General features: G+C 55.1%; 13 protein-coding genes and 1 tRNA gene. 11 read left to right on the forward strand and 3 right to left on the reverse strand.

The genetic code is table 11. The annotated features are described in order from the left end of the window. The first annotated feature begins 66 nt into the window (after nt 1-66). Complete coding sequence (locus FRY97_RS00365; RefSeq protein ID WP_147165425.1) at nt 67-1944, forward strand: acetate--CoA ligase; 1878 nt, start codon at nt 67-69, stop codon at nt 1942-1944. Between the two features lie 69 nt (nt 1945-2013). On the opposite strand, the gene FRY97_RS00370 is transcribed toward FRY97_RS00365, so the two are convergent. Next, complete coding sequence (locus FRY97_RS00370) at nt 2014-2991, reverse strand: polyprenyl synthetase family protein (protein WP_147165426.1); 978 nt, start codon at nt 2989-2991, stop codon at nt 2014-2016. A 310-nt stretch (nt 2992-3301) separates the two neighbouring features. On the opposite strand from FRY97_RS00370, the gene FRY97_RS00375 reads away from it, so the two are divergent. From FRY97_RS00375 to FRY97_RS00410, 8 genes are all read left to right on the forward strand, one after another. Beyond that, complete coding sequence (locus FRY97_RS00375; RefSeq protein WP_147165427.1) at nt 3302-3748, forward strand: response regulator; 447 nt, start codon at nt 3302-3304, stop codon at nt 3746-3748. A gap of 78 nt (nt 3749-3826) precedes the next feature. Then, nucleotides 3827-5785, forward strand: coding sequence for a response regulator (locus FRY97_RS00380; RefSeq protein WP_147165428.1), 1959 nt, complete (start codon nt 3827-3829; stop codon nt 5783-5785). A 90-nt stretch (nt 5786-5875) separates the two neighbouring features. Next, on the forward strand, nt 5876-6862 hold the full coding sequence (locus FRY97_RS00385; protein WP_147165429.1) for a YpdA family putative bacillithiol disulfide reductase: 987 nt from the start codon (nt 5876-5878) through the stop codon (nt 6860-6862). Beyond that, nucleotides 6862-7467, forward strand: coding sequence for a hypothetical protein (locus FRY97_RS00390; RefSeq protein WP_147165430.1), 606 nt, complete (start codon nt 6862-6864; stop codon nt 7465-7467). The genes FRY97_RS00385 and FRY97_RS00390 overlap by 1 nt, the downstream gene beginning before the upstream one ends. A 206-nt stretch (nt 7468-7673) precedes the next feature. Further along, nucleotides 7674-9092 (forward strand): ArnT family glycosyltransferase, encoded by a 1419-nt coding sequence (locus tag FRY97_RS00395; RefSeq protein ID WP_147165431.1) that lies wholly within the window; start codon nt 7674-7676, stop codon nt 9090-9092. A 91-nt stretch (nt 9093-9183) separates the two neighbouring features. Then, nucleotides 9184-9257: transfer RNA gene (locus tag FRY97_RS00400), tRNA-Ala, on the forward strand. A gap of 184 nt (nt 9258-9441) precedes the next feature. Continuing rightward, a complete protein-coding gene (locus FRY97_RS00405; protein ID WP_147165432.1) occupies nt 9442-11349 on the forward strand; it encodes a RecQ family ATP-dependent DNA helicase in 1908 nt (635 codons plus the stop codon). Continuing rightward, the gene (locus FRY97_RS00410; RefSeq protein ID WP_147165433.1) at nt 11337-12437 is read left to right on the forward strand and encodes a glycosyltransferase family 4 protein; all 1101 of its coding nucleotides are present in this window, start codon (nt 11337-11339) and stop codon (nt 12435-12437) included. Before FRY97_RS00405 ends, FRY97_RS00410 begins: the two co-directional genes overlap by 13 nt. A gap of 249 nt (nt 12438-12686) precedes the next feature. Here the strand turns inward: FRY97_RS00410 and FRY97_RS00415 are convergent, their stop codons facing one another. Together FRY97_RS00415 and FRY97_RS00420 are read right to left on the reverse strand one after the other, a co-directional pair. Then, on the reverse strand, nt 12687-18761 hold the full coding sequence (locus FRY97_RS00415; protein ID WP_170254430.1) for an alpha-2-macroglobulin family protein: 6075 nt from the start codon (nt 18759-18761) through the stop codon (nt 12687-12689). Nucleotides 18762-19147: 386 nt separating this feature from the next. Further along, entirely contained in the window at nt 19148-21358 is a 2211-nt protein-coding gene (locus tag FRY97_RS00420) for a zinc metalloprotease (protein ID WP_147165435.1), read from the reverse strand. Nucleotides 21359-22025: 667 nt separating this feature from the next. Here FRY97_RS00420 and FRY97_RS00425 point away from each other — a divergent pair. Further along, on the forward strand, nt 22026-22961 hold the full coding sequence (locus FRY97_RS00425; RefSeq protein ID WP_147165436.1) for a YitT family protein: 936 nt from the start codon (nt 22026-22028) through the stop codon (nt 22959-22961). Nucleotides 22962-23594: 633 nt separating this feature from the next. After that, a complete protein-coding gene (locus FRY97_RS00430; RefSeq protein ID WP_147165437.1) occupies nt 23595-24161 on the forward strand; it encodes an RNA polymerase sigma factor in 567 nt (188 codons plus the stop codon). Nucleotides 24162-24178 lie beyond the last annotated feature (17 nt).

The following is a 24178-nucleotide window of genomic DNA, read 5'->3' on the forward strand; positions in this document are numbered from 1 at the left end:
GCAGCTCGAATAAAGCTGGCCTGCCTGCTTTTTTGACGCAACCTGCATGCCCCTAAAGCATAAACTATGACCTATCAAGCATTCTACGACCGAAGCATGGCCGATCCGGAATCTTTCTGGATGGAACAGGCGCAGGGCATTGACTGGATCACCCCACCTGCCAAAGCGCTTTACAAAGATGGCAACAACCTCTACCGCTGGTACGAAGGCGGGCAGCTGAATACGGCTTACCTGGCTCTCGACTACCACGTGGAAAATGGCAGGGCCGATCAGCCCGCTGTGTTCTACGATTCCCCCGTCACAGGGGTGAAGCGCAGCATCACCTACCGGGAGCTTAGAGATGAGGTGGCGGTGTTCGCGGGCGTGCTCAAAGCACAGGGGGTTGAAAAAGGCGATACGGTCATCATCTATATGCCGATGATCCCCCAAACGGTGGTCGCTATGCTGGCTTGCGCGCGCATTGGGGCCATCCACTCCGTCGTCTTTGGCGGCTTTGCCCCGCATGAGCTCGCTATACGCATCAACGATGCCAAGCCCAAACTTATCCTGGCGGCAAGCGCAGGCAAAGAGATCGACCGGGTCATTGACTACATGAAGATTGTCAATGCTGCTGTAGCTGAAGCAGAACACCAAATAGAAGGCTGCATCGTGTATCAGCGCGATTTCCATCAGGCAGACTTGGTGGAAGGCAGGGACATCGACTGGGAAAAGGCTGCCGCAAAAGCAGAACCGGCCGCTTGTGTGCCCGTTGATGCTGCAGACCCCCTCTATATCCTTTACACTTCCGGCACTACAGGCAAGCCTAAAGGCATCGTACGGGACAATGGCGGCCATGCCGTGGCGATGAAGTTCAGCATGAAGTACGTGTACGGTGTCGAGCCTGGCGAAGTGTATTGGGCTGCCTCTGATGTTGGCTGGGTCGTTGGCCATTCCTACATCGTTTATGCTCCGCTCATACATGGCTGCACTACAGTGGTTTACGAAGGCAAGCCGGTCCGAACACCCGATGCAGGCGCGTTCTGGCGGGTGATCGAAGAGTATAAGGTAAAAGTGTTCTTTACTGCCCCTACGGCCTTCCGGGCCATCAAGAAAGAAGACGCCTCCGCCAGCCTAAAAGCTCAGTACGACACGAGCCACCTCCGCTATCTCTTCCTCGCTGGGGAGCGCTGTGACGTAGCTACCCTGGAATGGTGCCAAGCAGTCCTTCAGGTCCCGGTCATAGATCATTGGTGGCAGACGGAGTCCGGCTGGCCCATGCTCGCCAACATGGCAGGGGTAGAGCTGCTGCCGGTCAAGCCGGGATCGGCCTGCAAGCCGGTATGCGGGTACGACCTCAAGGTGGTAGGCCCGGACGGAGAGCCGGTGCCCCCCAATACAGAAGGGGCGGTAGTGATCCGCCTGCCGCTCGCACCGGGCACACTGCCCAACCTCTGGCAGGATACGACCCGCTTTATTGAATCTTACCTGAGCCCTTACCCGGGCTATTACTTTACCGGCGACGGCGGGTATATAGACGAAGAGGGCTATGTGTTCATCACAGGGCGGATTGACGACATCATCAATGTGGCTGGGCACCGCCTCTCCACTGCTGAAATGGAGGAAGTCGTAGCCGCACACCCTGCAGTAGCCGAATGTGCGGTCATCGGTATTCACGACGACCTCAAAGGGCAGATCCCCGTAGGGTTTGTTGTGCTTAAAGCCGGTGCAGATACCGAAGAAGCTCAGCTCGAAAAAGAGCTGGTCCAAATGGTCCGCGACCGGGTCGGGCCAGTGGCTTCCTTCAAAAAGGCAACGGTGGTACAACGGCTGCCCAAAACCAGGTCGGGCAAGATCCTGCGCCGCATTATGCGGCATATTGTGGACGGGAAGCCCTACAGCCCTCCTTCTACCATAGAGGACATGAGCGTACTGCCTGAGCTGGAGGAAAAAGTCAAGAACCTTTGAAGCAAGCGAACCGCAGGGGAGGCTTTTTCAGCCCCCCTGCGGCAGCCAAAGCAATCAGCAGGAAACAGGCTAGGACTGCCGCTGCATTAGGCTTTCTGAAAGCCCCCAAAGCACCTTTTTGACGGCCTCATCCCCTTTCACTCGCTGCAGGGCTTCGTAAGCTTGGGCCTGGTACTTTGCTTTTAGCGCTTCCGCCCACTGTGGGATATCCAGCTGCCGGAGCAGGGCCGTCACCTCTTTTATTTTGCCGGCCTCATCTTCTGGGTAAGAAGACATCAGCTCAGCCAGGCGCTCCCGGTCTTTGCCCTGCGCAAGCTGCATGGCTTTCAGGATGAGGAAGGTCTTTTTGTTTTGGGCGATATCGCCGCCCACTTTCTTGCCGAATTTGGCAGGGTCGCCAAAAGTATCGAGTATGTCATCTTGCAGTTGGAAAGCAATGCCGATACTGCGGCCAAAAGAGCAGAGCGCGCTCACGCTTTCTGCATCTCCCTGTGCCGCCACGCCACCCATTTGCAGGGCGCCGCCAATCAGGGCAGCTGTTTTCAGCTCTATCATACGGATGTACTCAGGAATGGCCACATCTTCCCTAGTCTCAAAATCCACATCATATTGCTGCCCTTCGCACACCTCTATGGCCACACCATTGAAGATTTCGACCAGCTTGGCAGCCACCTCCGGCTTACCGGCCTCCAAGAGGAATTTGTATGCGTAAATGAGCATAACATCACCCGAGAGGATGCCTGCATTTAAGCCATATACGGTATGCACCGCAGGCTTGCCCCGGCGCAGAGGGGCTTCGTCCATGATATCATCATGCACTAGCGAAAAGTTGTGGAAGACCTCCACGGCCAGCCCTACGGCCATGCCCTTTTCCAAATCGCCCCCAAAAATCTGGCAACCCAGCATAGCCAGCACCGGGCGGACCCGTTTGCCGGTGCTTTTCATGATATAGTCAGCTGGCCCGTACAGCCCTTGGGGCTCCTGATTGAAAGCGCGCGCCTGCAGGTATTTCTCAAAGGCCTGCTGAAGGGAAGCAATCTGCTGCATAAACGATTGGTAGTTTTGCCAAAGATAGGCAAGCCCTTACGTTTTGCCAACCCAACGCCGTGATGCACTGCAAATTGGCAACGCTTTCTTCCACTGCTGCTAAATAAACCTTACATTTGGAACGGAATCTTCAACACTGCTCCTTTTGCTGGCGTTGACAGATCCCCCATTTACCCTCAGGGCCAAACTGCCCCAGCCATCCCAAAAACAAAATCATTCACGAAGTTCGGCTTTAGAGACGGCCTTGCCTAACTTGCATGGCTTTGCCATTTTCGAAAGCCCGGACCCTGTTCAACTATTTAGGTGACTTATGATCAACCAAGCCAGCATTCATCATATCTTGCTTATCGAGGACAACCCCGGGGACGTCCGGCTCACACAAGAGGCCTTCAAAGAGAGCAAGAACAAAATCCAGCTCGAAGTCGTTACAGACGGCGTAGAGGCCATCAACTATCTCCGTAAAGAGCCGCCTTTTGAGCAAATGCCAACACCTGACCTCATCCTCTTAGACCTCAATATCCCAAAGTGGGACGGAAAGGAGGTGCTCAGCGTCATTAAAGCCGATGATATGCTCAAGCGCATCCCGGTAGTCGTACTGACAACCTCCAATGCAGGGGTAGATGTTTTAAAAAGCTACGACCTGCATGCCAACTGCTTTATTAACAAGCCAATAGACTACGATAAGTTCTTCGATATTATCCATAAAATTGAGGAATTCTGGTTATCTACAGCCATTGTGCCCGGCAAAATCGCCTAACGAGAACAAACACTAGGAATATCGCTAAGATGATTATTCCCTCAAAGGGCCAACCCTTAAAGCGCTAAAGCGGCAGCAATGATCAGCAACCAGACAAAAATCTTAATCATTGAAGACAACCCGGCAGACATTACCCTGATCCGGGCTTACCTCGACGAAGCACGGTTCAAGTACCTGCTCTATGCCTCCGACTCCTTGGGCGAAGGCATAGACCTCTTGTGGGAGCACAACCCGGACCTCGTCCTGCTCGACCTCAACCTACTGGACGTAGAAGGCTTCAAGACTTTACAGCTTTTTAGGGAAAAAGCCCCGGATGTGCCTGTCATTGTAATGACTGGCTTCAAAAATGAAATCATGGGCATCCAATCGGTCAGGGCTGGCGCTCAGGATTTCCTCGTCAAAGGCGACTTTGACTCGAGGAGCCTTGTCAGGACGATCCGCTACTCCCTCCAACGGTTCGAAGCACAGGCCCGGCTACAGGAAAAAGCAGAGGAGCTGATACAGAAAGAGCGCCGGAACCGGCTGGCACACCAAATCGCAAGGTTCGGCCGTTGGGAAATGAACATTATAGACAACTCGATGAAGTGGGAAGATGACATTTTCGATTTCTTCGGGTTCCCGCCCAATAGCTTCTCCCCTTCCCTCTCGGAATACCTCAAGTACGTCCACGTGGAAGACAAAGCCGCTGTAGAACAATTTTTCGAAACAGCTATCAAAGACGGGGAGTCTCACAACATCAGGCACCGCATTGTCATCAATAATACCAAAATCAAGCATCTCCTGGTCAGTGCTCAGGTCAGCTATGTAGAGAAGGACAACAGCGTTGTATTGATGGGCAGCATTCAGGACGTCAGCGGGCAACAGCCGGCAGCACCGCCAAAAGCCAAACAGCCCCTGGCAGAAGAGAAGAAGCCGGAGGTCATCCCCCCCTCCCCTAAGGAGGGCAGCACTGCGCCCGCTCCCCAAAACTTCAACTTCGCTTCCTCCCTGCTCACCCCGGTCTCTGGCGTCATGAACTACCTTCACCTTTTAGGGGACACCCCCCTTAATGAAAGGCAGCAAGAGCTGCTGCAGGGGGCAACCGGCGCGCTCGAAAACCTTACTTTTGCCCTCCACAACTGGACCGCCTTGCATTCCTTTGGCCAGCAAGGCCTCAATGCACGAGTGGAAGCAGCCACATTGCAGGAAATCCTGTCCGCAGTGGAGTTTATCCGAGCTGCTCGGGCTTCGCAAATCAACGCCCCTGTCAAATGGTCGGTTTCTCAAAAATTGCCGGAGTACATCAAAGCGGACAAAGAAAAGCTCGGCCAGATTTTATTCAATCTCGTTGAGATCGGGACCGACTTCGGGCTAGCCGATAAAGAAGTGACTATCAATATCGGTGTTAAAGGCAGCCGGGATGCAGACCTCAAAATACTGCTCAAAGCACCGTTCAATTCCATGGCTTTCCCGCTCAGCCGCCTGCAAGAAATGCAGTGCAGCCTGGCCGCCAATGAAGCAGTAGCCCTGCAGGGCGAAAAGGAAATGCCTTTTGCTGCCATCTTTCAGATTACAGCCGCACTGAAAGGGAAGGTTGAGCTGCTGCGGAAAACCAGCCGCAAGGCGGAAGTACGGCTCGAAGTGCCTATCCTGACTGCAACAACAACTGCCCCAAAGGCGCTTTATCCCCCTTCTTCCCCTACCCGCATCCTTCTGGCGGAAGACCATGAATTATCCCGGCTGACCACGAGGGAAGTCCTGAGCCAGTGGTCTCCGCTCATCAACGTAGATACAGCTAAAGATGGGCAGGAAGCAGTGGAAGCTGCCCAAAGCCAGCTCTATCACCTCATATTGATGGACTTGCAGATGCCTGCCCTCAGCGGCATCGAAGCGGCCATCCAAATCCGGAAACAATCTGACACGCCTATCCTCGCCCTGACGGCTACCGCCTCACAAGAGGAGAGGGACCGCTGCCGTATGGTGGGCATCAACAGCTATCTGGCCAAACCGGTCCGGCCAGAGCACCTGCTGCAAGAAGTCTCCCAGCTTTTAGCCTAGGCGGGCAGAACTCCGCAGCCTTTTGCCTGTTCCATTATAGGCAAGTTTCTAGCAAGGCTTCTTTTTTTTGCATCAAACCCGCTCAGATACATGCAGCAGTACGACCTCGTTATCATTGGTGGAGGCCCTACAGGGCTCAACTGTGCCATTGCCGCTGCCCGTGAAGGCCTCAACTATATCGTCTTGGAGAAAGGGATGCTGGCCAATTCCATCTACCATTTCCCTGACAACATGACTTTCTTTTCCACCTCTAAAAAGCTGGAAATCGGCGGCGTCCCCTTTATCTCTCATACCGATAAACCTACCCGGCGGGAAGCGCTGGAGTATTACCGCCGCATTCAGCAGACATGGGGCATCCCCGTCCGCACTTATGAACCTGTTGTCCGGATGGAACAGCACCCAGATGGCGGCTACCTCATCCACAGCTCCCGGCAACAGTACCGTGCGCACAGCGTGGTTGTCTCTACCGGTTTTTACGATACCCCCAACCTCATGCAAGTGCCTGGAGAAGAGCTGCCTAAGGTCAAACATTATTATGATGACGCACACCCTTATATCGGGCAACGGGTGCTTGTGGTCGGTGCTGCCAATTCGGCCTGCCAAACCGCTCTTGAGCTTTGGAGGAAAGGGGCTGAGGTGAGTATGGCCATTCGGGGCAATGACATCTACAAGGGCGTCAAATACTGGATCAAGCCAGATATAGAGAACCGGATCAAAGAAGGCAGCATCTCGGCTTACTTCAATACCCGGGTGAAGGCTATCCATACAGACGATGTAGTCCTTGAGGGCCCCGAAGGAGCCTTCCGGATCGCCAACGACTGGGTAATGGCGATGACCGGGTATCAGCCCAACTATGGGCTGCTCCAAAAGCTGGGGCTGGAGGTTTCCCCTGGCAAAGAGCGCATACCCGCACACGATGCAGCTAACCTCGAATCGGCCAACCTGCCCAATGTATATCTCGCGGGGGTCCTTTGTGCTGGCATGGAGACCAACCGCCTATTTATCGAAAATACACGGGGCCACGGAGAGATCATTGCCCGTCAAATTGCCAGCCGGGCAGGGCTGCAGCCTGCCTAATGGCTTTCGCACTACATTACCAAGGGGCGCTGACAGACAAGCGGCAGCTTTCTGCTTTCCTTGAAGAAGTTGAGGACATCGCTGCTTCGCTGGGCTGGGGTGTGCAGTGGTACGATGCCCCCTGGAACACCCGCCCTTCCGCACATATTCAGCTCAGCACTTCTGGCCAGCCTGAAGTAGTTGGCAACCTCGGCCTCAAGGGTATAGCCCTAAAAATTGCCAGCGCACGGCAGCCCCTCCTGTTCTGCTTTGGGGCCTCAGGCGTGCTTACCTCCCCCGTGCAGGTCGCGCTCAGTGCCGCCCACAACTATGAGGTCACCCCGACTTGGATCGCAGCACCTACTACAGAGCTGCCGCCCGACAACCACATCGCTATCGTCCACCTCCTGCGCTACCTCCAATCCAAATACCTACACGACTTAGAAGTGGCTGATGAGAGCGGATACTGGAACCATGGCGACGCAGCAGCTGTCTTCGCAGGCCAGCCCGGGCTGGAAGGCTTGGCACACCTCGCACGTCAGGCCAGCTATTTGCGAAAGCGCGACAATTTGGATATTGTAGAGCAGATCGCACTGATTCTGCGCAAGCGCGCTGACTTAGAGTAGCTGAGAAGCAGTTCGCAGCCCATGGCTGGATAACCCCTACAAGCACCGATAGGGCTTGCCTTTGCAAAGGGCCTTCTCCATACCGCCGCCCGTCTGGGCACTTCGTATCCTCCTCTCCCTTTCTTTTTCAAAAATATCTGCGACCTTTACACCCTGAAACCGCCCTCCTGCGGATCAAGCCAGGAAATGACTTGCCAACTTTAGATATGACACAACAACAGAAAGCCTTCCTCATTCTGCTCTTACTGCCAGTCGTCGTAAGGCTGTTGTCTTTTTTCCCTTCGGTCATTGACCACGACGAGTCGACCTACCTCGTTATTGCAGATGCCATCAGCAAAGGGCATACCTATCAGGTAGACTACATAGACACCAAGCCCATTGGGATATTCCTGATCTTCGCTGCCCTCAAACCGCTGCTTGGGCACAGCATATTCGGATATCGGCTCGTAGCAGCCCTTACCCTTGGCCTGACGTCGTTCTTCCTCTACCGGGCCAAGCGGAGCATGGGCAGTACGCATGCGGCCGGTCTGGCTGCCGGCATCCTTTACATTCTGCTCAACTCCATTTATACCCGCTACGGGGTATCTCCGAATACAGAGACCTACTTCAACCTGTTCACCGCGCTATCTCTTTGGATATTCCTTAGCAAGCCCCCGGTATGGGGGTATTTCCTGGCCGGCATAGGCTTGGGGGCCGGCTTCGTCATCAAGTATGTCGTGCTGTTTGACGGGCTAGCCTGGGGGCTTTTCCTCGTGGTTTTGGCGCTTACACGGGAAGGCAATGTAGTCAAAGCCTTAGCCCGTGCATTTGTCATGGCCATTGGCGCAGCCCTGCCCTTCGCCCTAGTCATTTCCTGGTACCTCAAGCAGGGCCACTTCGATACGTTCTGGTTCCACTCCTTCACGGTTGCGGGCCGGTATCCGTCCTCTCGCGGGCTAGGGCATTACCTGGGTTTCTTTTTCCAATTTTTTGCCCGTTTCCTGCCGGCCACCTTACTCTATGTCATCGCCTTACGGCAAAAAGAGCTGCCGGGCGATACCCGCCTATTCGGCATCATCTGGTCAATAGCGACCCTTTGTTCTGTGCTTATCCCGGGCAATGCGTTCGGGCATTACTACATTCAGTTTATGCTTCCGTTCAGCTTCCTTGCCGGGGAGTTTTTCAGCCTGCCTGCCCAACAAACCCCTTCCTGGCTCCGCTGGGCCCGCCGGCCGCGTATCGGGTACCCTCTCTTAGGCCTGCTGCTCATCGGCCATCTGCTGCTGCAGAAAAAGGACTATCTCGACCGCCCCGATAATGTCAGAGCTGCCGCAGCGTATATTGACGCACGCCTGCAACCTGGGGAAGCCATCTACACCCAAGAAGATCAGGCCATCTATTACCTGACCGACCGCCTGCCACTGACCCGCTACGTCCACCCTTCCCTTTTCTGGCTCGACAAGCACATCGAAGCTATGGAAATCCCCCTTGACAACGAAATCCGAAAAATCACAGCCGCCAACCCCCGCTTCATGGTTTTCCGGGTGCCGGTTGAAGATGAGCGCTTTGCTGCCTACCGCACTAAATATTACGAACCGGTAGCAGACATAGGCGGCTACGTACAGATCTTTGAACGCAAAAAATAATTTTTATCATTTGTCTGCCGTAGAGGCTTGCACCTTTCAGCAGAAGGTTTTACTTTTGCCATCGCTTTATAAGAAAGGCGTGATTTACTCAGGGGGTATAGCTCAGCTGGCTAGAGCGCTTGCATGGCATGCAAGAGGTCGTCGGTTCGACTCCGTCTACCTCCACTGAATATCCTGAAAGGGCACCAATAGGTGCCCTTTTTTGTTGCCCCTCCTCCTCAAAAAGCCACAAGCCCACCTTGAAAACCAAGCGGCAAGCTTCAGATGGCTTTTGTACAGCCCTAACCGCACTTCCTTTGTTTATCCACAATGAGTTCGTAATTTCCGAGCGTACCAAAATGACGTACGATTGAGCAGGGCACCCATTGAGATTTTGCGGCAATACTGGGGGTACGAGCAGTTCCGCCCCATGCAGGAAGACATCATACAGTCTGCCCTCGAAGGGAAAGATACACTAGCCCTTTTGCCTACAGGAGGGGGCAAGTCCATTTGCTTTCAGGTGCCTGCCCTGGCCAAAGAAGGCATCTGCATTGTCGTTTCCCCTTTGATTGCCCTCATGAAAGATCAGGTAGAAAACCTGCGCAAGCGGGGCATCAAAGCCGAAGCCATATACAGCGGTATGCGGCACAAGGATATTGACCGCATCCTGGATAACTGTGTGTATGGGGACATCAAGTTTTTGTATCTGTCGCCCGAGCGCCTGAAGACCGATTTAGCGCAGGCCCGCATCAGCCGTATGCAGGTCAACCTTTTAGCTGTGGACGAAGCCCACTGCATTTCCCAATGGGGGTACGATTTCCGCCCGCCTTATCTCGAGATCGCCCAGATCAGAGAGCTCCTGCCCAAGGGGGTGCCTGTGCTGGCCCTGACCGCTACTGCCACCCCCGAAGTGGTGGCCGATATACAGGAGAAGCTGGGCTTCCCCGAAGAGCAGGTATTCCAAAAAAGCTTTTCCCGAAGCAACCTGTCCTATTCCGTGCTGTACGAAGAAGGCAAAGCCCAGAAAATGGTGGATATTTTCAAAAGGGTAAAAGGCAGCGGTATCGTCTATGTGCGCAACCGGCGGAAGACCAAGGAAGTGGCCATGCTGCTGCGCCGCCACGGCATTGCAGCTGATTATTACCACGCTGGCCTCTCTAGCGAAGGGCGCACAGCCAAACAGGAAGCCTGGATGAAAGGGGCCTGCAGGGTGATGGCCTGTACCAATGCATTTGGGATGGGCATAGACAAACCGGACGTGCGGGCCGTCGTCCATCTAGAACTACCGGACAGCTTAGAGGCTTACTTCCAAGAAGCTGGGCGGGCTGGGCGCGATGGGCAGAAATCCTACGCAGTGCTGCTTTATCAGCCCACTGACGGGGAGCGCCTCCTACGGCAGTTTGAGCAGTCCTTCCCTCCCTTGTCAGAAGTGAGGCGGGTATACCGGGCACTGGGCAGCTACCTGCAGCTGGCAGTAGGCAGCGGTGAGGGGCAGAGCTTCGACTTTGACCTGATCGCTTTCGCTCAAAACTTCCAGCTGGATATTTTCCAGGTTTACAGTGCCCTGCGCATTCTGGAGCAATCTGGCTGGATAGCCCTGACTGAGTCCGTCTTTGTCCCTTCCTCCCTCTTCATCAAGGTGGGCAAGGAGGTCCTTTACGATTATCAGCTGCGCAACCCAAAATTGGACAAACTGCTGAAGCTCATCCTGCGCACTTATCAGGGAGCTTTCAACTTTACCATCCGTATTCGGGAAGGGCAGCTCGCTGCAGCGCTGAAACTGCCCAAGGGGGAGCTGATCAAGATGCTGCGCAAATTGCATCAAGACGGGATTGTGGTGTACGAAGAACAGAAAGATTCCCCTCAGCTGCTTTTCCTTAAGGAGCGGGTAGATGCCGACAACCTCTTGCTCGATCATCAGCTGCACAACTTCCGTAAAAACCGGCAGTACGAGCGCATCCAACAAGCTATCCGGTACGCAGAGCTGCCACAGTGCAGGCCCCAACAACTGCTGGCTTATTTTGGCGAAACTTCAAGCGAGCGCTGTGGCATCTGTGATGTGTGCACCGGCCGCAACAAAGCAGCATTGAGCCAGGAAGACTACAAGCGCTATCAGGCGAAGATAGAAATGGTCCTCGTAAGGGAGCCCTTGAACGTGAATCAGCTTATGGAGTCTTTTCCGCCCAACCGGCACGAGCAGGTGCTGCGTGCCCTAGAGTACTTGCTGGATGAAGGCTACATAGATAAAACAGAAGATAAGCTGCATTGGAAAAAATAATCTGCACGGTAACCAATGACCTCACCTACGATCAGCGCATGATCCGCATTTGCAGAAGCCTGAGCCGTAGGGGGTATGAAGTGGTGCTAGTGGGCAGAGTGCGCACAGCCTCCCGCCCGTTGTCTAAAGAGCCCTTTCGGCAAATCCGCCTGCGTTGCCGATGGCAATCCGGCAAGCTGTTTTACCTGGAGTACAATATCCGGCTGTTCCTATGGCTGTCCGTACAGCGCTTTGATGCGCTGTGCGCAGTAGACTTGGACACCTTGCTGCCAGCCTGGCTTTGGTGCGCCCTTAGGCGCAAGCCTTGTATTTACGACGCTCACGAATACTTCACTGAAGTACCGGAAGTGGTGCGCCGGCCAATAGTACAACGGGTATGGGAAGGCTTGGCCCGGACACTGATCCCCCGTATCCAATATGCCTATACCGTAGGAGGTGAGCTGGCAAGGGTTTTCCAAGCGCGGTACGGGGTGCCATTTGAAGTGATCCGGAATGTGCCCCTCCCCCGGCCTGTGCCCGCAGTGCTCCCCCGCCCAGAGCCCCGCATCTTGCTTTACCAGGGGGCCTTAAACGAAGGCAGGGGGCTGGAAGTTGCGATTGCAGCCTTGCCCCACTTGCCAGGCACCACTCTTTGGCTGGCTGGCGAGGGCGATTGTTCAGATGCCCTCCGTCAGCAGGCCGCTACCATGGGGCTCAGCGGGCGGGTACGCTTTTGGGGCTACCTCACCCCTGATGCCCTAGCTGAGCTGACCCCTAAAGCGAGCATAGGGCTCAATCTCTTGGAAAATAAAGGGCTCAGCTATTACTTCTCCTTGGCCAACAAGACCTTTGATTATATGCAGGCGGGCTTGCCAGGACTGCACATGGCTTTCCCCGAGTACAAGGCCCTTTACAAACAGCACCCCGGTTTTGTACTGCTTGAGCAGCTTACCCCTGAGGCCATAGCTGGTGCAGTACGGCCTTTGCTGGACGACACCGCTTGGTATGAAAAAATACAGGGTGCAGCGCTGCACGCGGCCGAAGCCCTGCACTGGGGCAAGGAAGAGGAAAAACTATTCCGGTTTTACGATGCCGTCTTCGGGCATTGAAGTTGAGCTGCCCCAAAGGCATGAATAGTATGGCTTCGCTTTGAGGCAACGCCTATTTGCTGGGCGTAGCCCCCAATACCGAAGGCGCCTAGGACTCATCGGCTATACGATGGGACCGGACTAGCGCTGCGGAGGGGTGGCCAGCCCGATAGGGCCGAGCGAAGAGCGAGCCCCGCAGCATAGCGGCCCCTGCCATCGGGCAGGGGCAGGCCCCAAAGAAACAACGGCCCCATTCCCGCCCATTGGTGGCTATTGCCGTTTCACTTCCAACCGTATGCCTTGAGCATGGCTGCTGAACTCTGGCGCATACAGGCATTGAATTTGTGCGGTACCGTTGGAGAAATTGCCTTCATGGACTGCCCTAAGCGCGTATTGGAAAACGTGAGTGCCCTTTGGCAGGTAGTCCATGAAAAAATCCGTAGACGCATCCTTAGTCGTCTCGTAGTACCCTAGCCCGCCCTGCCATTTGTACTGGCTTAGGACGTTTTCAGGCTCAAGCCCGCTGCTCCGCATATCCTGCAGGTGGACAAACTCCATCGGGCGGTCTACGCGCAGTTCGATACGGGCCACGACTTTATCCCCAGGCTGTACTGTAGCCCCCTCGGATAATGCTTGCAAGCGCGGCCCTTCATCCGTATTCACCTCTAGGAAAAGCTGTTTGTTCAGCTTCAGAGGGGTGTCTTTGAACTCCTGAACACGGTCCAGTTCTTCAAAGTACTGATAATAAGCTGCCCCCCAGGCAATACCGGAGTTGGGGTTGGCCACCTCGATAGTAGCTAGTGATGGCGTGATGTCGGAAGCCGCCCAATTGGCCCGGAAGTAGCCGGTGCCGGCTTCTGTTTCAGCCATAGCCATTTCAAGAGCCCCCTGCGCCTGCCTTCCCCCTTTCGGGAAACGGATCTCTGCGGGTTGGGATTCAGCGAGCCAGTTGGGGCCAAAGCGGAGCAGCGCATAAACCGCATCGGCGGTAGCTTTTCCGGTCTTCCAATGGTTGGTTTGCTTGTGCCGCAGCAGCCAGGTTTTCATTTGGGCTATTGAAACCGTATCTGTAGGCGCTACCTCAGCAAAGGCCTCCATGAGCATAGCATGGGTAGCGATAGGCAGCTCGTGCCAGTGGTAGCCGCCCTGCTGCTTCCAGTACATTCCAAGCTCTTTATCCCACAGGGCCCTTTCCCGCAGGCTGTTCACTATCCCGGCAGCTTCTTTTTGCCAACCTTGGCGTTGGAAAACGAGGGCCAACATCGCTTCTTCGTACAGCCCCTGCTTCAGCCACTCCCCCTTGGCAAGGTTGAGGTAAGCATCGTAAGCGGTTTGTGCGCCCTTTGCCAGAGGGGCTTCCTCAAAAAAGCCCCGGGTATAGAGGTAGTGCACCATAATTGGGGAAAGGGAGAGCTGCTCCTCCTTCAACTGTCGCTCGTAAAAAGCTTCGGCCTGCTCATCCAGGAAGCGCAGGGCCTGCGGGAGTGCGTCAGAATGGGCAAGGGAGTGTTGGCTGCCCGCACCAAATGCTTGCAGGCGGGCAATGCCTTGAACAAGCGCCTGTGTGATGTACCAATTGGAGTAGCCGCCGGCAAACCAAGGGAAGCCGCCGTCGGGGTTCTGCAGCTTTGCAAGCTCCCGTACTGCAGTCTCCTGCTCGTAAGCCATACGGTTGAGGTCGAACAGAAGCGCAATGCGCTTGCGCTGTTCCGTTCCCCCCTGCGCATCCCTCAACCAAGGCGTCTGTTCGAGCACCAACTGTTTGAGGTCTTCATTGCGCTCCAGTTCGCTGAGCAGGGCATCACTTGCCCGCCATTGGTCAAAAACCCGCTGCAAGCCCGGGGTCTGTTGTGCGAGCGTACTGGCTAGCGCATTGGCATAGTAACGGTTGAACAAGAACTCCGTACAGGCATTGCCCTGCTCCATTAGATAAGGCAAAGCTTTAACCGCGTACCAAGCAGGGTTGGGCGTGTACTCCAGGCTGAATTGATGAGGCGTAGCGGTAGTGGACTGCATGGCGGCCTCCATGCTTTCAAACCGGAAGGAGCGCTCTTCGGAGCCGCCCAAGGGGAGCGGCATAGATTCCGTGACGAGCATGCGGTTGGTCAGAACAGGAAGATATTGTTCTTCCCCATCGGTAAACGCCCCAGCCTGAGCGGTTATGCGGTGGACGATGGCCCCGGCGCTGCCTTTGGGCACAGCCAAGTCCCAGTACAATGTCTGAGAGCCCTCTGCCTCCAGCTGAAAGCCCTTCTGAGGGGCCAGATTGCCCCACTCCAGGTCTATGGGCTGCATCGTCAGGGCATCGAAGAGCTCCAGCCGGGCCTGGCCTTTTATGGCTTTCCCGGATAAATTGCTGACTTTAGCCGGAAGGCGCAGGCGGTCGCCCTCGCGCACAAAACGGGGAGGGTTAGGCAGCACCATCAGTTCCTTTTGGGTTACGACCTCCCTTGCTGAAGAAGCATAAGAAAGGTCTTGGGTATGGGCGAGCACTTGGAATTTCCAGCGGGTGAGCGCCTCGTTCATACGGAACTTCAGGATGACGCGCCCATCCGCATCTGTACGCAGCTCTGGGAAAAAGAAAACCGTCTCCTTGATGTTGGTGCGGGGCGGGGGCGGCGGCAACGCTTCCTGCCCGGAATAGCCCGTTTCTTCAGGTGGCTGCCCGCCGCCTGTTGCTTCTGCTTTTTTAGCGCCCGGAGCGAGCATGACAGTAGCGGCCACTTCCTCCATAGCGGCAGCGCTGTCCATCATAGGGGCCATTTCGGGCTGTGGCATATTGCGCTGCTGCACAGCCCCCCGGTAATAGTAATTCCCCCAACGGAACCAATTGAGCTGAGGGTAAGTACGGGCACCTGGCCCGGGGGCGATGCCAGGCTGTTGGTAAGCAATGCCGTAAATGCCGGTAAAAGACTGTGCAGACCAGTAATTGCGGCTATAATTAGAGGGGTAAGGCGATAGCCACCACGAGTTGGGCCGGAAGACATCGAGAGAGGCATCGTACATGGAGGCCAGCACCTCTGCGGAAACTGCTTCTCCTCCGGGGCCTTCAATGATGAGCGACCATTCTTCTTCACTTCCAGGCTGCAGTTTATCCCGGAAGGTGCCGTAGCTGATTTGCAGCTTTTTATTGCTCCAAGGCACCTCTACCCGGTGCTGCCAGGAAAAGGCCCTATTGAAGCGAACGGCCTGGAAATGCAGGAAAGCGCCGCCCCGGTCTGCTTCTGTCAGAGGTAAGGTGTATCGGTACCAAGAGGCTCCCTTGAGCCACTCTCCTACCTGTTCCCCGCCACTTCTTTCAGATTCTGCCCAGATGTGCCATTGGCCGCCCGCAGAGGCCAGCAGCACGGATGCGGCCTCTCCGGGCTCTAAGGGGTTCGGGGTTTCGGGAGCCATCCACGCCGCAACAGCTTCGCTGACCTGCCGGGCCTTGGCATCATAGAGATGCACGATAGCCTGCGTGCGGACCGCTTTCCCGTCAGGGCCGATGAAAGCTGCTTTTATTTTGTAATAACCTGGCGCCCAATCTTGTACAGGAATAGACAGGGAATCACTGCCTTTGGTCTCCATCTCTGTTTGGTAAGCCAGCTGCCCTTCGGGCCAAAAGGCGGGCTCGGACTCCTGTTCATAAGGAAGGTTAGGGAACTGCTCCGCAAAATCTTCCCGGCTCAGCAGAGGCAGATCAGGCCGGGGCCAATAGCGGTTGACCATAGGCCGGCCTGGCCCTTGCAAGGCATAAACCTCTACCTGCCCTTGCGCTGCTTGCGGCTGGCCGTCTAGATTTTGGGTGGCCACCCCAATAGAGAGGCTGCCGGCAGATCGGTCGGCTTGAGCCGCCACCTGTAAGCTGGCCTTCAGGCGTAGGTAAGCCAGGCGTACCGTACGGACGGCAGCCTGCGTCTCTCCTGTACCATCAGTAACTTCGGCCTGGACAGCATAGGTAAATTCAGGAAAGGCCGTTGCAGGCACCGTAGGGTCCGGCAGAGCCGGGAAGGTGATTTCGAATGCTCCATCCACAGTAGTCGCCGTTTCGCCCTGAGCGATTTCCTGTTCCTCTCTCCCGTAAGGCGGCAAAGGGCGCCACCAATCCCACCACGGGAACCGGGTTTGCCGGACAACCCGGTAGCGTACCGTAGCCTGGCCTACTGCTGGGCCAGCATAATCTTGAGCTTTCCCTTGTATGGCAACCGTATCGCCCAAGGATGGCGTGCCAGAAAGCGGCAACAGGCTGACTTCAAACTTGGGCCTTTTATAAGACTCCACCGAAAAAGAGATGCTGCCGCCTACATCAGCTTGCAGTTGCATTTGCCCTTGCAAGCCATTAGAAGGAGCGGTGAAACTGCCCTGTACCGTCCCGTACTCGTTGGCCCTCAAGTTGAGCTTAGCTGCTTCCTGATAGTTCGCATCTCTCAAGGTGACGACAACAGGTTGTTTCGCGGCGACTTGGGGCAGCCCGTCCTTGTCCCGTTTCATGACAAGCGCCTTGAAGTATATGGTTTGCCCGGGGCGGTAGATGGCACGGTCCAGGAAAAACCGGGCCTCCAAACCAGACTGATCGGCCTTGGAATTAGGGTAGAACGACAAACTGGAGGGCAACAGGATATCCGTCTGCCCTTCCTTCAGCATCAGGTAGGTGCCCCGGCGGCCATAGGCTGTCAGGTCAAGGAACCCGTCGGGGCCAGATTCTCCCTGCCCGATTTTCTTCCATTCGCTTTGCCGTTTTTGGGGGTTGTACTCCTGCCGGTAAAAAGCAGCCGGTATGCCCCGCAGCGGCTCGCCAGTCAGGCGGTGGGCAAGAAGGAGCTGCCCTGTGCTCTGCTGGTAAAGGGCGCCGGCTTGGGTGACGGTAAAAAAGAGCGCGCCAGAGAGCGCTTCCTGCCCTTCAAATCCGGGGTTATCGCTGTAGAGCATAACATAGTGCCCGGCTGCCGGTGCGGGCAGTGCAAACTCCGTACGGTGGTGCTGATAGTCGGCGGGGCTGGGCAAGGCTATAGCCTTTTCAAATTGTGGCTCCTGCCGAGCCAGCTGCTGCAAGGCTTCACTATTCCGGAAAGACTGCTGTTGTTGCCACTCCATAGCTGGCAGCACAATCAGCCGGGTGTAGAGCTTGGGCAGGTTTTTGTAATGTAGCCCAATGAGCACAGGCTGCCCGGGCAATACCACTTGTTCGCCGTGTACGGTCAGGGAAGGCTGTCGGATCTGGCTGATGAGGCTCTCGCACTGTTTGGCGCCATAGCTCTCTGGGAAATCTGCTATCGCCTGTTGGGCGGTTTTCAGCGCCAGGGCAGCCTTCCAACGGTAGGCAGTGTCCTGAAAGGGCTCATAAGACAGGCTTTGTTGATAATAAAACCGGGAGAGGGCGTGCAAGGCCATGGCCTGCTCAGATGTTTCAGGGTAGGCCTGCACTGCCTGGGACAAGGCCTTCTCGTATTGGGCTTCTTTATCCGGGCCGGTATATTGCTGATAGACGAATTGGAGCCGTTTGAGGTCAAGATCAGCCAAGGCGGAAGGGCTGTTGCCCGATAGCCTTAGCCGGAGCCCTTTCTGGAAGAGCTGTAGGGCCCTAAGGCTCAGCGCGGAAGTATCCTGAGCAGCCCAAGTGTGGCTGGCAAATGCCCTGGCCGGAGCAAATGCGGCGCTATCCCGGAGGACGAATTGGTAAACCGGCTCAGAAAGGAAGGACCGGTCATTGGAGAAATAATCTACCGCGCGGTGCAGCAGAAAATCATAAAGCGTAGGGCGCAGCGCGACCGCTTCTTCCTCCAACTGCATAGTGATCGGGCGCCACTCGGTGATGGGTATATTGAAAGTGGAGGTATCTTCTACGGATGCAAGGTAGTGAGCAGCAGCAGCATCGAGCAGCTGTGGTATGTCCCAAAGTTTTATATCATCTGGCCGCTCGCCCGTTACCGGGGTACGGCCGCGCAGCTGCCAATACCGCTCTTGCAGGTAGCGGCTGTAGAGCTCTCCTAACAGGCTGTGGACGACCGGTTTGAGCGGGGCCGGGGCAGCTGCTGCTTCACCTTCCATCCGTTTGATGGCTTTGGCCATGCCATCTTCTTCCAGCTGGCTCTGGTACTTGTTTTCATAAATAATAGCACGGGCAATATGCGGAAGGGCTTGGTCCTCGCGCAAGCGTTCGCGCAATGCTTGCACCTGTTCTAATGCAGATCTTACAAGCCCTTGATTTTCGAGGGAGTCGATGGCCCTCCAAGCTTGCTGATAGCCGGGGTCTTGAGTTGGCATAGGTATGGGGTTGGGGTTGGAGCTAGGCGCTGTTGTCGGCAGCCCCAAAGCGGCAGTGAGCACAATCGAGATCAGCGCAGAGAAAATATTGGGTAACATAGTATTGATTTTTGGCAGCATAAAAGCCCGTTATGTCCTAAGACGATGCATCAGCCGGGCGGATTGCACAAACCACAGGTATATTTTCTTCTTTCGGAAAAGATAGGCATTAAGCGTTTGTCTGGAGCGGTTCTATTATGAAAAACAAGGATTTACGCCTACCTGCAGTGCCAGCATAGCCAGATGGTATGGGGCCTGCCCCTGCCTGAGGGCAGGCGCCGCTATGCTGCGGGGCTCGCTATCCGCTCGGCCCTACCGGGCTTGCCACCCCTCCGCAGCGCTAGGCCGATGCCATCATAAAGCCAATAACGAACTGCCCCCTGCCTGCCATGATAGATGACAAACAGGGGGCAGCTAAAGCATAATGCTTTTTTACCGGTAGGGCACTAAGGCAGCTGTTCTCTGAAGGTAAATGTAGCCGCGCCAGCCCCATTGGAAGGGTTGAGAAGGACCGCATTAAATATCAGGTCTACCTCGTTGGCTGAACCAGAATACTTGGCGACGCCGTCCATGTTCAAATCAAAGGTCAGATAGCCTGGCACTATAGCGCTTTGACTGCCATTTGGATTGGAAGGGTCGTTGACAATGGCAGCATAGACCCCATCGGAAGAGTTGTTCTGCCCAATATAGCTGACCTGGCCGAGGGTACTGCTGATTTTCCCGCCCCATAGTGCCGCTGAGCCGCCTCCAAGAGGGTAGCGCTCTGCGCCGTCTACATTGGCACTGCGCTCGTATACATCGAGCCCCGCATCTGTGAAGTCGATAGGGACCGAAACCTCGCTGAGGGAAAGCGGGGATTTAGTCATCACGCCCAGATGGTTTCGGTGCCTCACCGCTACCTGGTAACTGCCAGGGCTGACATTGAAAACTACTGGGGAGGCCCCATCCACATCGACAATATCGCCATCGCGCTGCAAGAGCGCAGCCCGGGTAGCGAGTATGGTGGCGGGGCTGCCGGGGTCCCTGAGCTCAACGAGCACCCAATCCACTATGGCATCATTGCCGGTTTGGGAGAGCACAAGCGGATCGGTGATCTCCTCTGCCCCAGAATGGTTCAACCCGGCTATAGCAGCATACGGCTGCGCCAGGGGTATCCTGCCAGCAACGCGCAAGTCGTCTTTCATGAGCACAGGGTTGCCGGGTGATAAGAGGTTGATGCTGCCCATCAGCAGAGCCTTGGGGCTAACGAGGACCTCATCCGTAGGAGCCTCGATACAAAAAGAAGTAGACTCCTCCTCATCAAATGCTCCGCCGGCAGCGATGATGGCCCCACTGCCGTCTATGAGCTCATAGGAGCCACTGCCAAAATTACAGCAAATGCCATCGCCAAAGGTATCCGTGATGGTAAAGGTATAGTCACCGCCCGGCAGAGTGATGTTCTCGATAATGGTAGAGCCGTCAGGCTCGCTTCCGTAAGTACCGCCAGAGGCTACTACTGCAGCTGAGGCATCGGTGATCTCCCAAGCCGTTTCCTCAGGGTAATTGTCAAAGGTGATAGTGAGGGTCAGGTTAGCGTCATTGCAAGGGCAAGGGGCACAATTGGAGCCGCCACAATCTACGCCGGTCTCATCGCCATTTTGAATACCATCGTCGCAAGTGGGCGGCACTGGCGGGTTGCAGGCGGTGGAGTTCAGCAAGCTGGCGCGGGGGCCGCCGGGCTCGAACAGGGCGCGCATGCGGGCTTTCTGCCCTTCAGTGAAGAGGTTCATGCAGCCATCGTCGGAATAGTCCATGTAGTTTTGGAACATATCCGGCTGATCGCCTGCGCCTTCATCACAGGTATTTGGGCCGGGGAAAGAGCAAGGGGCCCCGGTGTAGTTCGGTGCGCCGGCAAGGGGCGTATCTGCTACCAGGTCGTCTACACCACAGCCGCCGTCTCCCCATACATGGCGAAGGTTGAGGTAATGCCCCACCTCGTGAGTGCCTGTACGCCCAAGGTCGAAAGGAGGCGTAGCTGTGCCAATGGTGCCAAAATACTGGTAGTCAATGACCACGCCGTCGGTTGCAGCAGGGCCACCGGGGAACTGTGCGTACCCCAAGATATTGCCGCTGATGTTGCACACCCAAATATTGAGATAAGCTGATGCCGGCCAGGCATCTGTACCTCCCGTTGCACTAAACTTCATGTTGTCGTTCGTGGGAAAGGAAGTGGTTGAAGTGAAAGTACGGGTGATGCCATCTGTGGGGTTGCCGTTGGGGTCTGTGGCGGCCAGGCAAAACTCGATCTCCACATCCGAGGCTACGCCTTGGAATATAGCCGGGGTGCTAGATGCGTCACCGTTGAGCCGGCGGAAATCGTCATTGAGCACATCTATCTGAGACTGTACCTGTGCGGCGCTGACATTTTCAGCCGGGGCATTGTAAATCACATGGACCACGACAGGGATGGTGATGGTGCCATTGACGGCACGGGACTGCCGCTGAAGCACGCGCGCGGTATGCTGCTCGATAGATTGCAGCCGCTGAATGCGCTCGGGGTGTGTCAGCTCTTGCTGATGCAGATGGTCCATAGTAGCACAATTGCGCTGTGCCTGCACCGAAAATGCAGACACTAGGGCTAGCGCACACAGCAAAATTGTAATCGTCTTTTTTTTCATACGGATCAGGAGTTAGTTACATAGTAGATAAATACCCTTACGGGAGGCCTTAGGGAGGCTCAGTTTAAGAGAAAGATGGTAATTATCAGTTAAGAACGGTAGGCAAGAGGAACAAAAGTAGCAAATTAAGATGGAGTTTTCAGGCTGGGGCTGAAAACGACAGGGCAGACACAAGAGTGCCCAAGGCATTAGCATAGTCAGATACCATGAGGAATTTAGGCCCTTGTAAGAAAGGGGCTTGACCGTACGAAAGTAAAAATAAAGGGTATGTGGATGTCCAGCGAAAGCTGCTGGTACTGTTTTATGCGCTTTACAAAAAAAGCTGCCCAACGGCCCGGCTTGCTCTAAAACCTTGGCTGTCTGTCAAAAGGGGTAGGCAGGACACAATGCCTGCCTACACTAGATGATCATTCTCGAAAGAATGACCTCTTTCGGTAGCGCTAATATACATTTTTTTTTCAAAACCCTGCCTGTATGCTAACCTAACTTTTCTCTCAGCGTTTCCGCGACTGCCACATGGCAAGGGGCTGGCCTTTTCCAGTACCTGTCAACTGCGGTACCAAAGCGCTTGCTGCCCAAGGCCCTATCAAGGCCACACCTGAATTTTACCTACCTTCGATTTTCAGGCTGGCCCTTCGGGCAGCCGCTATCGACAAACACGATACAGATGGCCATCAAGAACAAGATAAGCAGTTTGCTGAGCGAGTACTTACAGATTGGATTTGCGGTACTCCTGGCCAGCATTGGGCTAAAGGCCTTTCTACTGCCCAATGGCTTCCTAGATGGAGGCGTCACCGGCATTGCCATATTGATCGGGGAGTTTTTGCCAGTAGAAATTTCCTATATACTGCCCATTGCTTCTATCCCTTTCTTTATTGCCGGTTGGCTCACACTGAGCAGGCGGGTCATGGTCAAGTCCATCTTGTCTGTGCTGGCCCTGGCCGTAGTGCTCCACTATGAAAACTTCGAAGCAGTGACCGAAGAGAAACTGCTCATCGCCATATTTGGAGGGATTTTCTTAGGGGCCGGCATTGGGCTGGCCATCAAAAACGGCACGGTACTCGATGGGTCGGAAATACTGGGCATCTACCTGCACGACCGCTTCGGGCTGCCTATTGGCACCATCATACTTGGGTTCAATACCGTCTTGTTCGGCATCACGGCCTGGCTTATTTCCATCGAAGTGGCCCTTTACTCTATCCTTACTTTTATCGTAACGGGCAAAGTCATCGACTTCATCTTCGAAGGCTTCGAAGACTACATTGGGCTGATGATCGTCAGTGAAGAGCGGGAGGCCCTGCAAGAAGCCCTGCTGAAAGAAGCCGGGATCGGCATGACCATCCTTAAAGGGTTAAGAGGGTTCGGCAGCCGAGGGGAAATGCAGGATGCCGACGTGATACAGACTGTGCTCAACCGGATTGATTCCAAAAAGGTGCACCGCATTATAGATGCCATAGATGAAGATGCATTCATCATCGAATTTGACGTCAACAACGTCAAAGGGGGCGTACTGCGCAAGTACCTGAGCAAGGGCAAAAGCAAAACCCTCTCTCCTGACTTGTATCAGCAGCAGCATAGGCCCAATAAGCCGTTTGGCGGCTGACGGCCTGTCCCTTAGCATTTGCTTAAAGCGGTTTAGTTTTGAAGATCAAGAATTTACGCCTACCTACAGTACAGGCAGGGCTATGGCGAAGCCACTTCCTTTGAGTTTAGCGGGCGAAATGAAAATTCAGGGAGGAAGCCAGGCCCATACAGCGTTGAGGCCTTACCAGCTATAGAGTGGGACCGGCCTAGCGCTGCGAAGGGGTGGCAAGCCCGATAGGGCCGAGCGAAGAGCGAGCCCCGCAGCATAGCGGCTCCTGCCATCAGGCAGGGGCAGGCCCCATCCCCTTGGCTCAAAAAGCGACAAGCTGTGCTCAGGTTTAAAATAGCCGGCCAGTTAAGAGCGTATCGGGACTTTAGTAATCGGCCTGTCCCACTAGACAGCGGGACAATTTTTCGACTAGAAGACCTAAATCCCAACACGCTCTATATAAACAGGGCAGTACTCGGCGGGGGGAGCCGTGCCAGCGATCCTAAGGCAGCAATTTCCAAATACTTGCACAATTTACGCCCATGGTCTGTAACCAAAGCGCGCAAGCAGTATTATGCCAGCAAACACCCCCTGGCCGGAAAAAACTATAAGTGGATGCTTTCGAATTTGCAATTAAGCCGTACTCTTGCAAAAAACGTCCTTATGAGCGAGCCTAAAAGGACCGTCTCTGCCGAAGCGATGCAGGAGGAGTGGCTTGAAGTGCAAGCTGCTCAAGCAGATCCTGCTATGTTCGAGCCGCTCTACGAACGTTACTACGAAGCCATCTTCCTTTATGTTTTTCGCCGTACTACAGACCAAGCGCTGAGTGCAGACCTGTGCTCCCAAGTTTTCCTGAAAGCGCTCCAACAGCTGCCCCGCTATCAGTTCAGGGGGGTCCCATTTTCTGCGTGGCTCTACCGGATTGCAGCCAATGAAATTGCCCAGCACTTCCGCCGCAACCGCCGCAGACAGATCGTGACACTGGAGGAGGAGGCTTCTGCGCACTTGGCAGACGAGCTTGGCGGGCTGCCTGCCCCCGACCTCATGCCTGCTCTGGTAGCAGCATTGGATACGCTAAAGCCTGATGATTTACACCTGATTGAGCTGCGTTTCTTTGAGGGCCTGCCCTTCCGGGAAATTGCTGCCATTTTGGATATAACCGAAAACAATGCCAAGGTTAAAGCTTTCCGCATCCTGAACCGGCTTAAGAAAAAAATCGCCGCTTCCTGAGGTTGGCACCCGGCTTA

Source organism: Phaeodactylibacter luteus (genome assembly GCF_007993045.1).
Lineage (GTDB): Bacteria > Bacteroidota > Bacteroidia > Chitinophagales > Saprospiraceae > Phaeodactylibacter > Phaeodactylibacter luteus.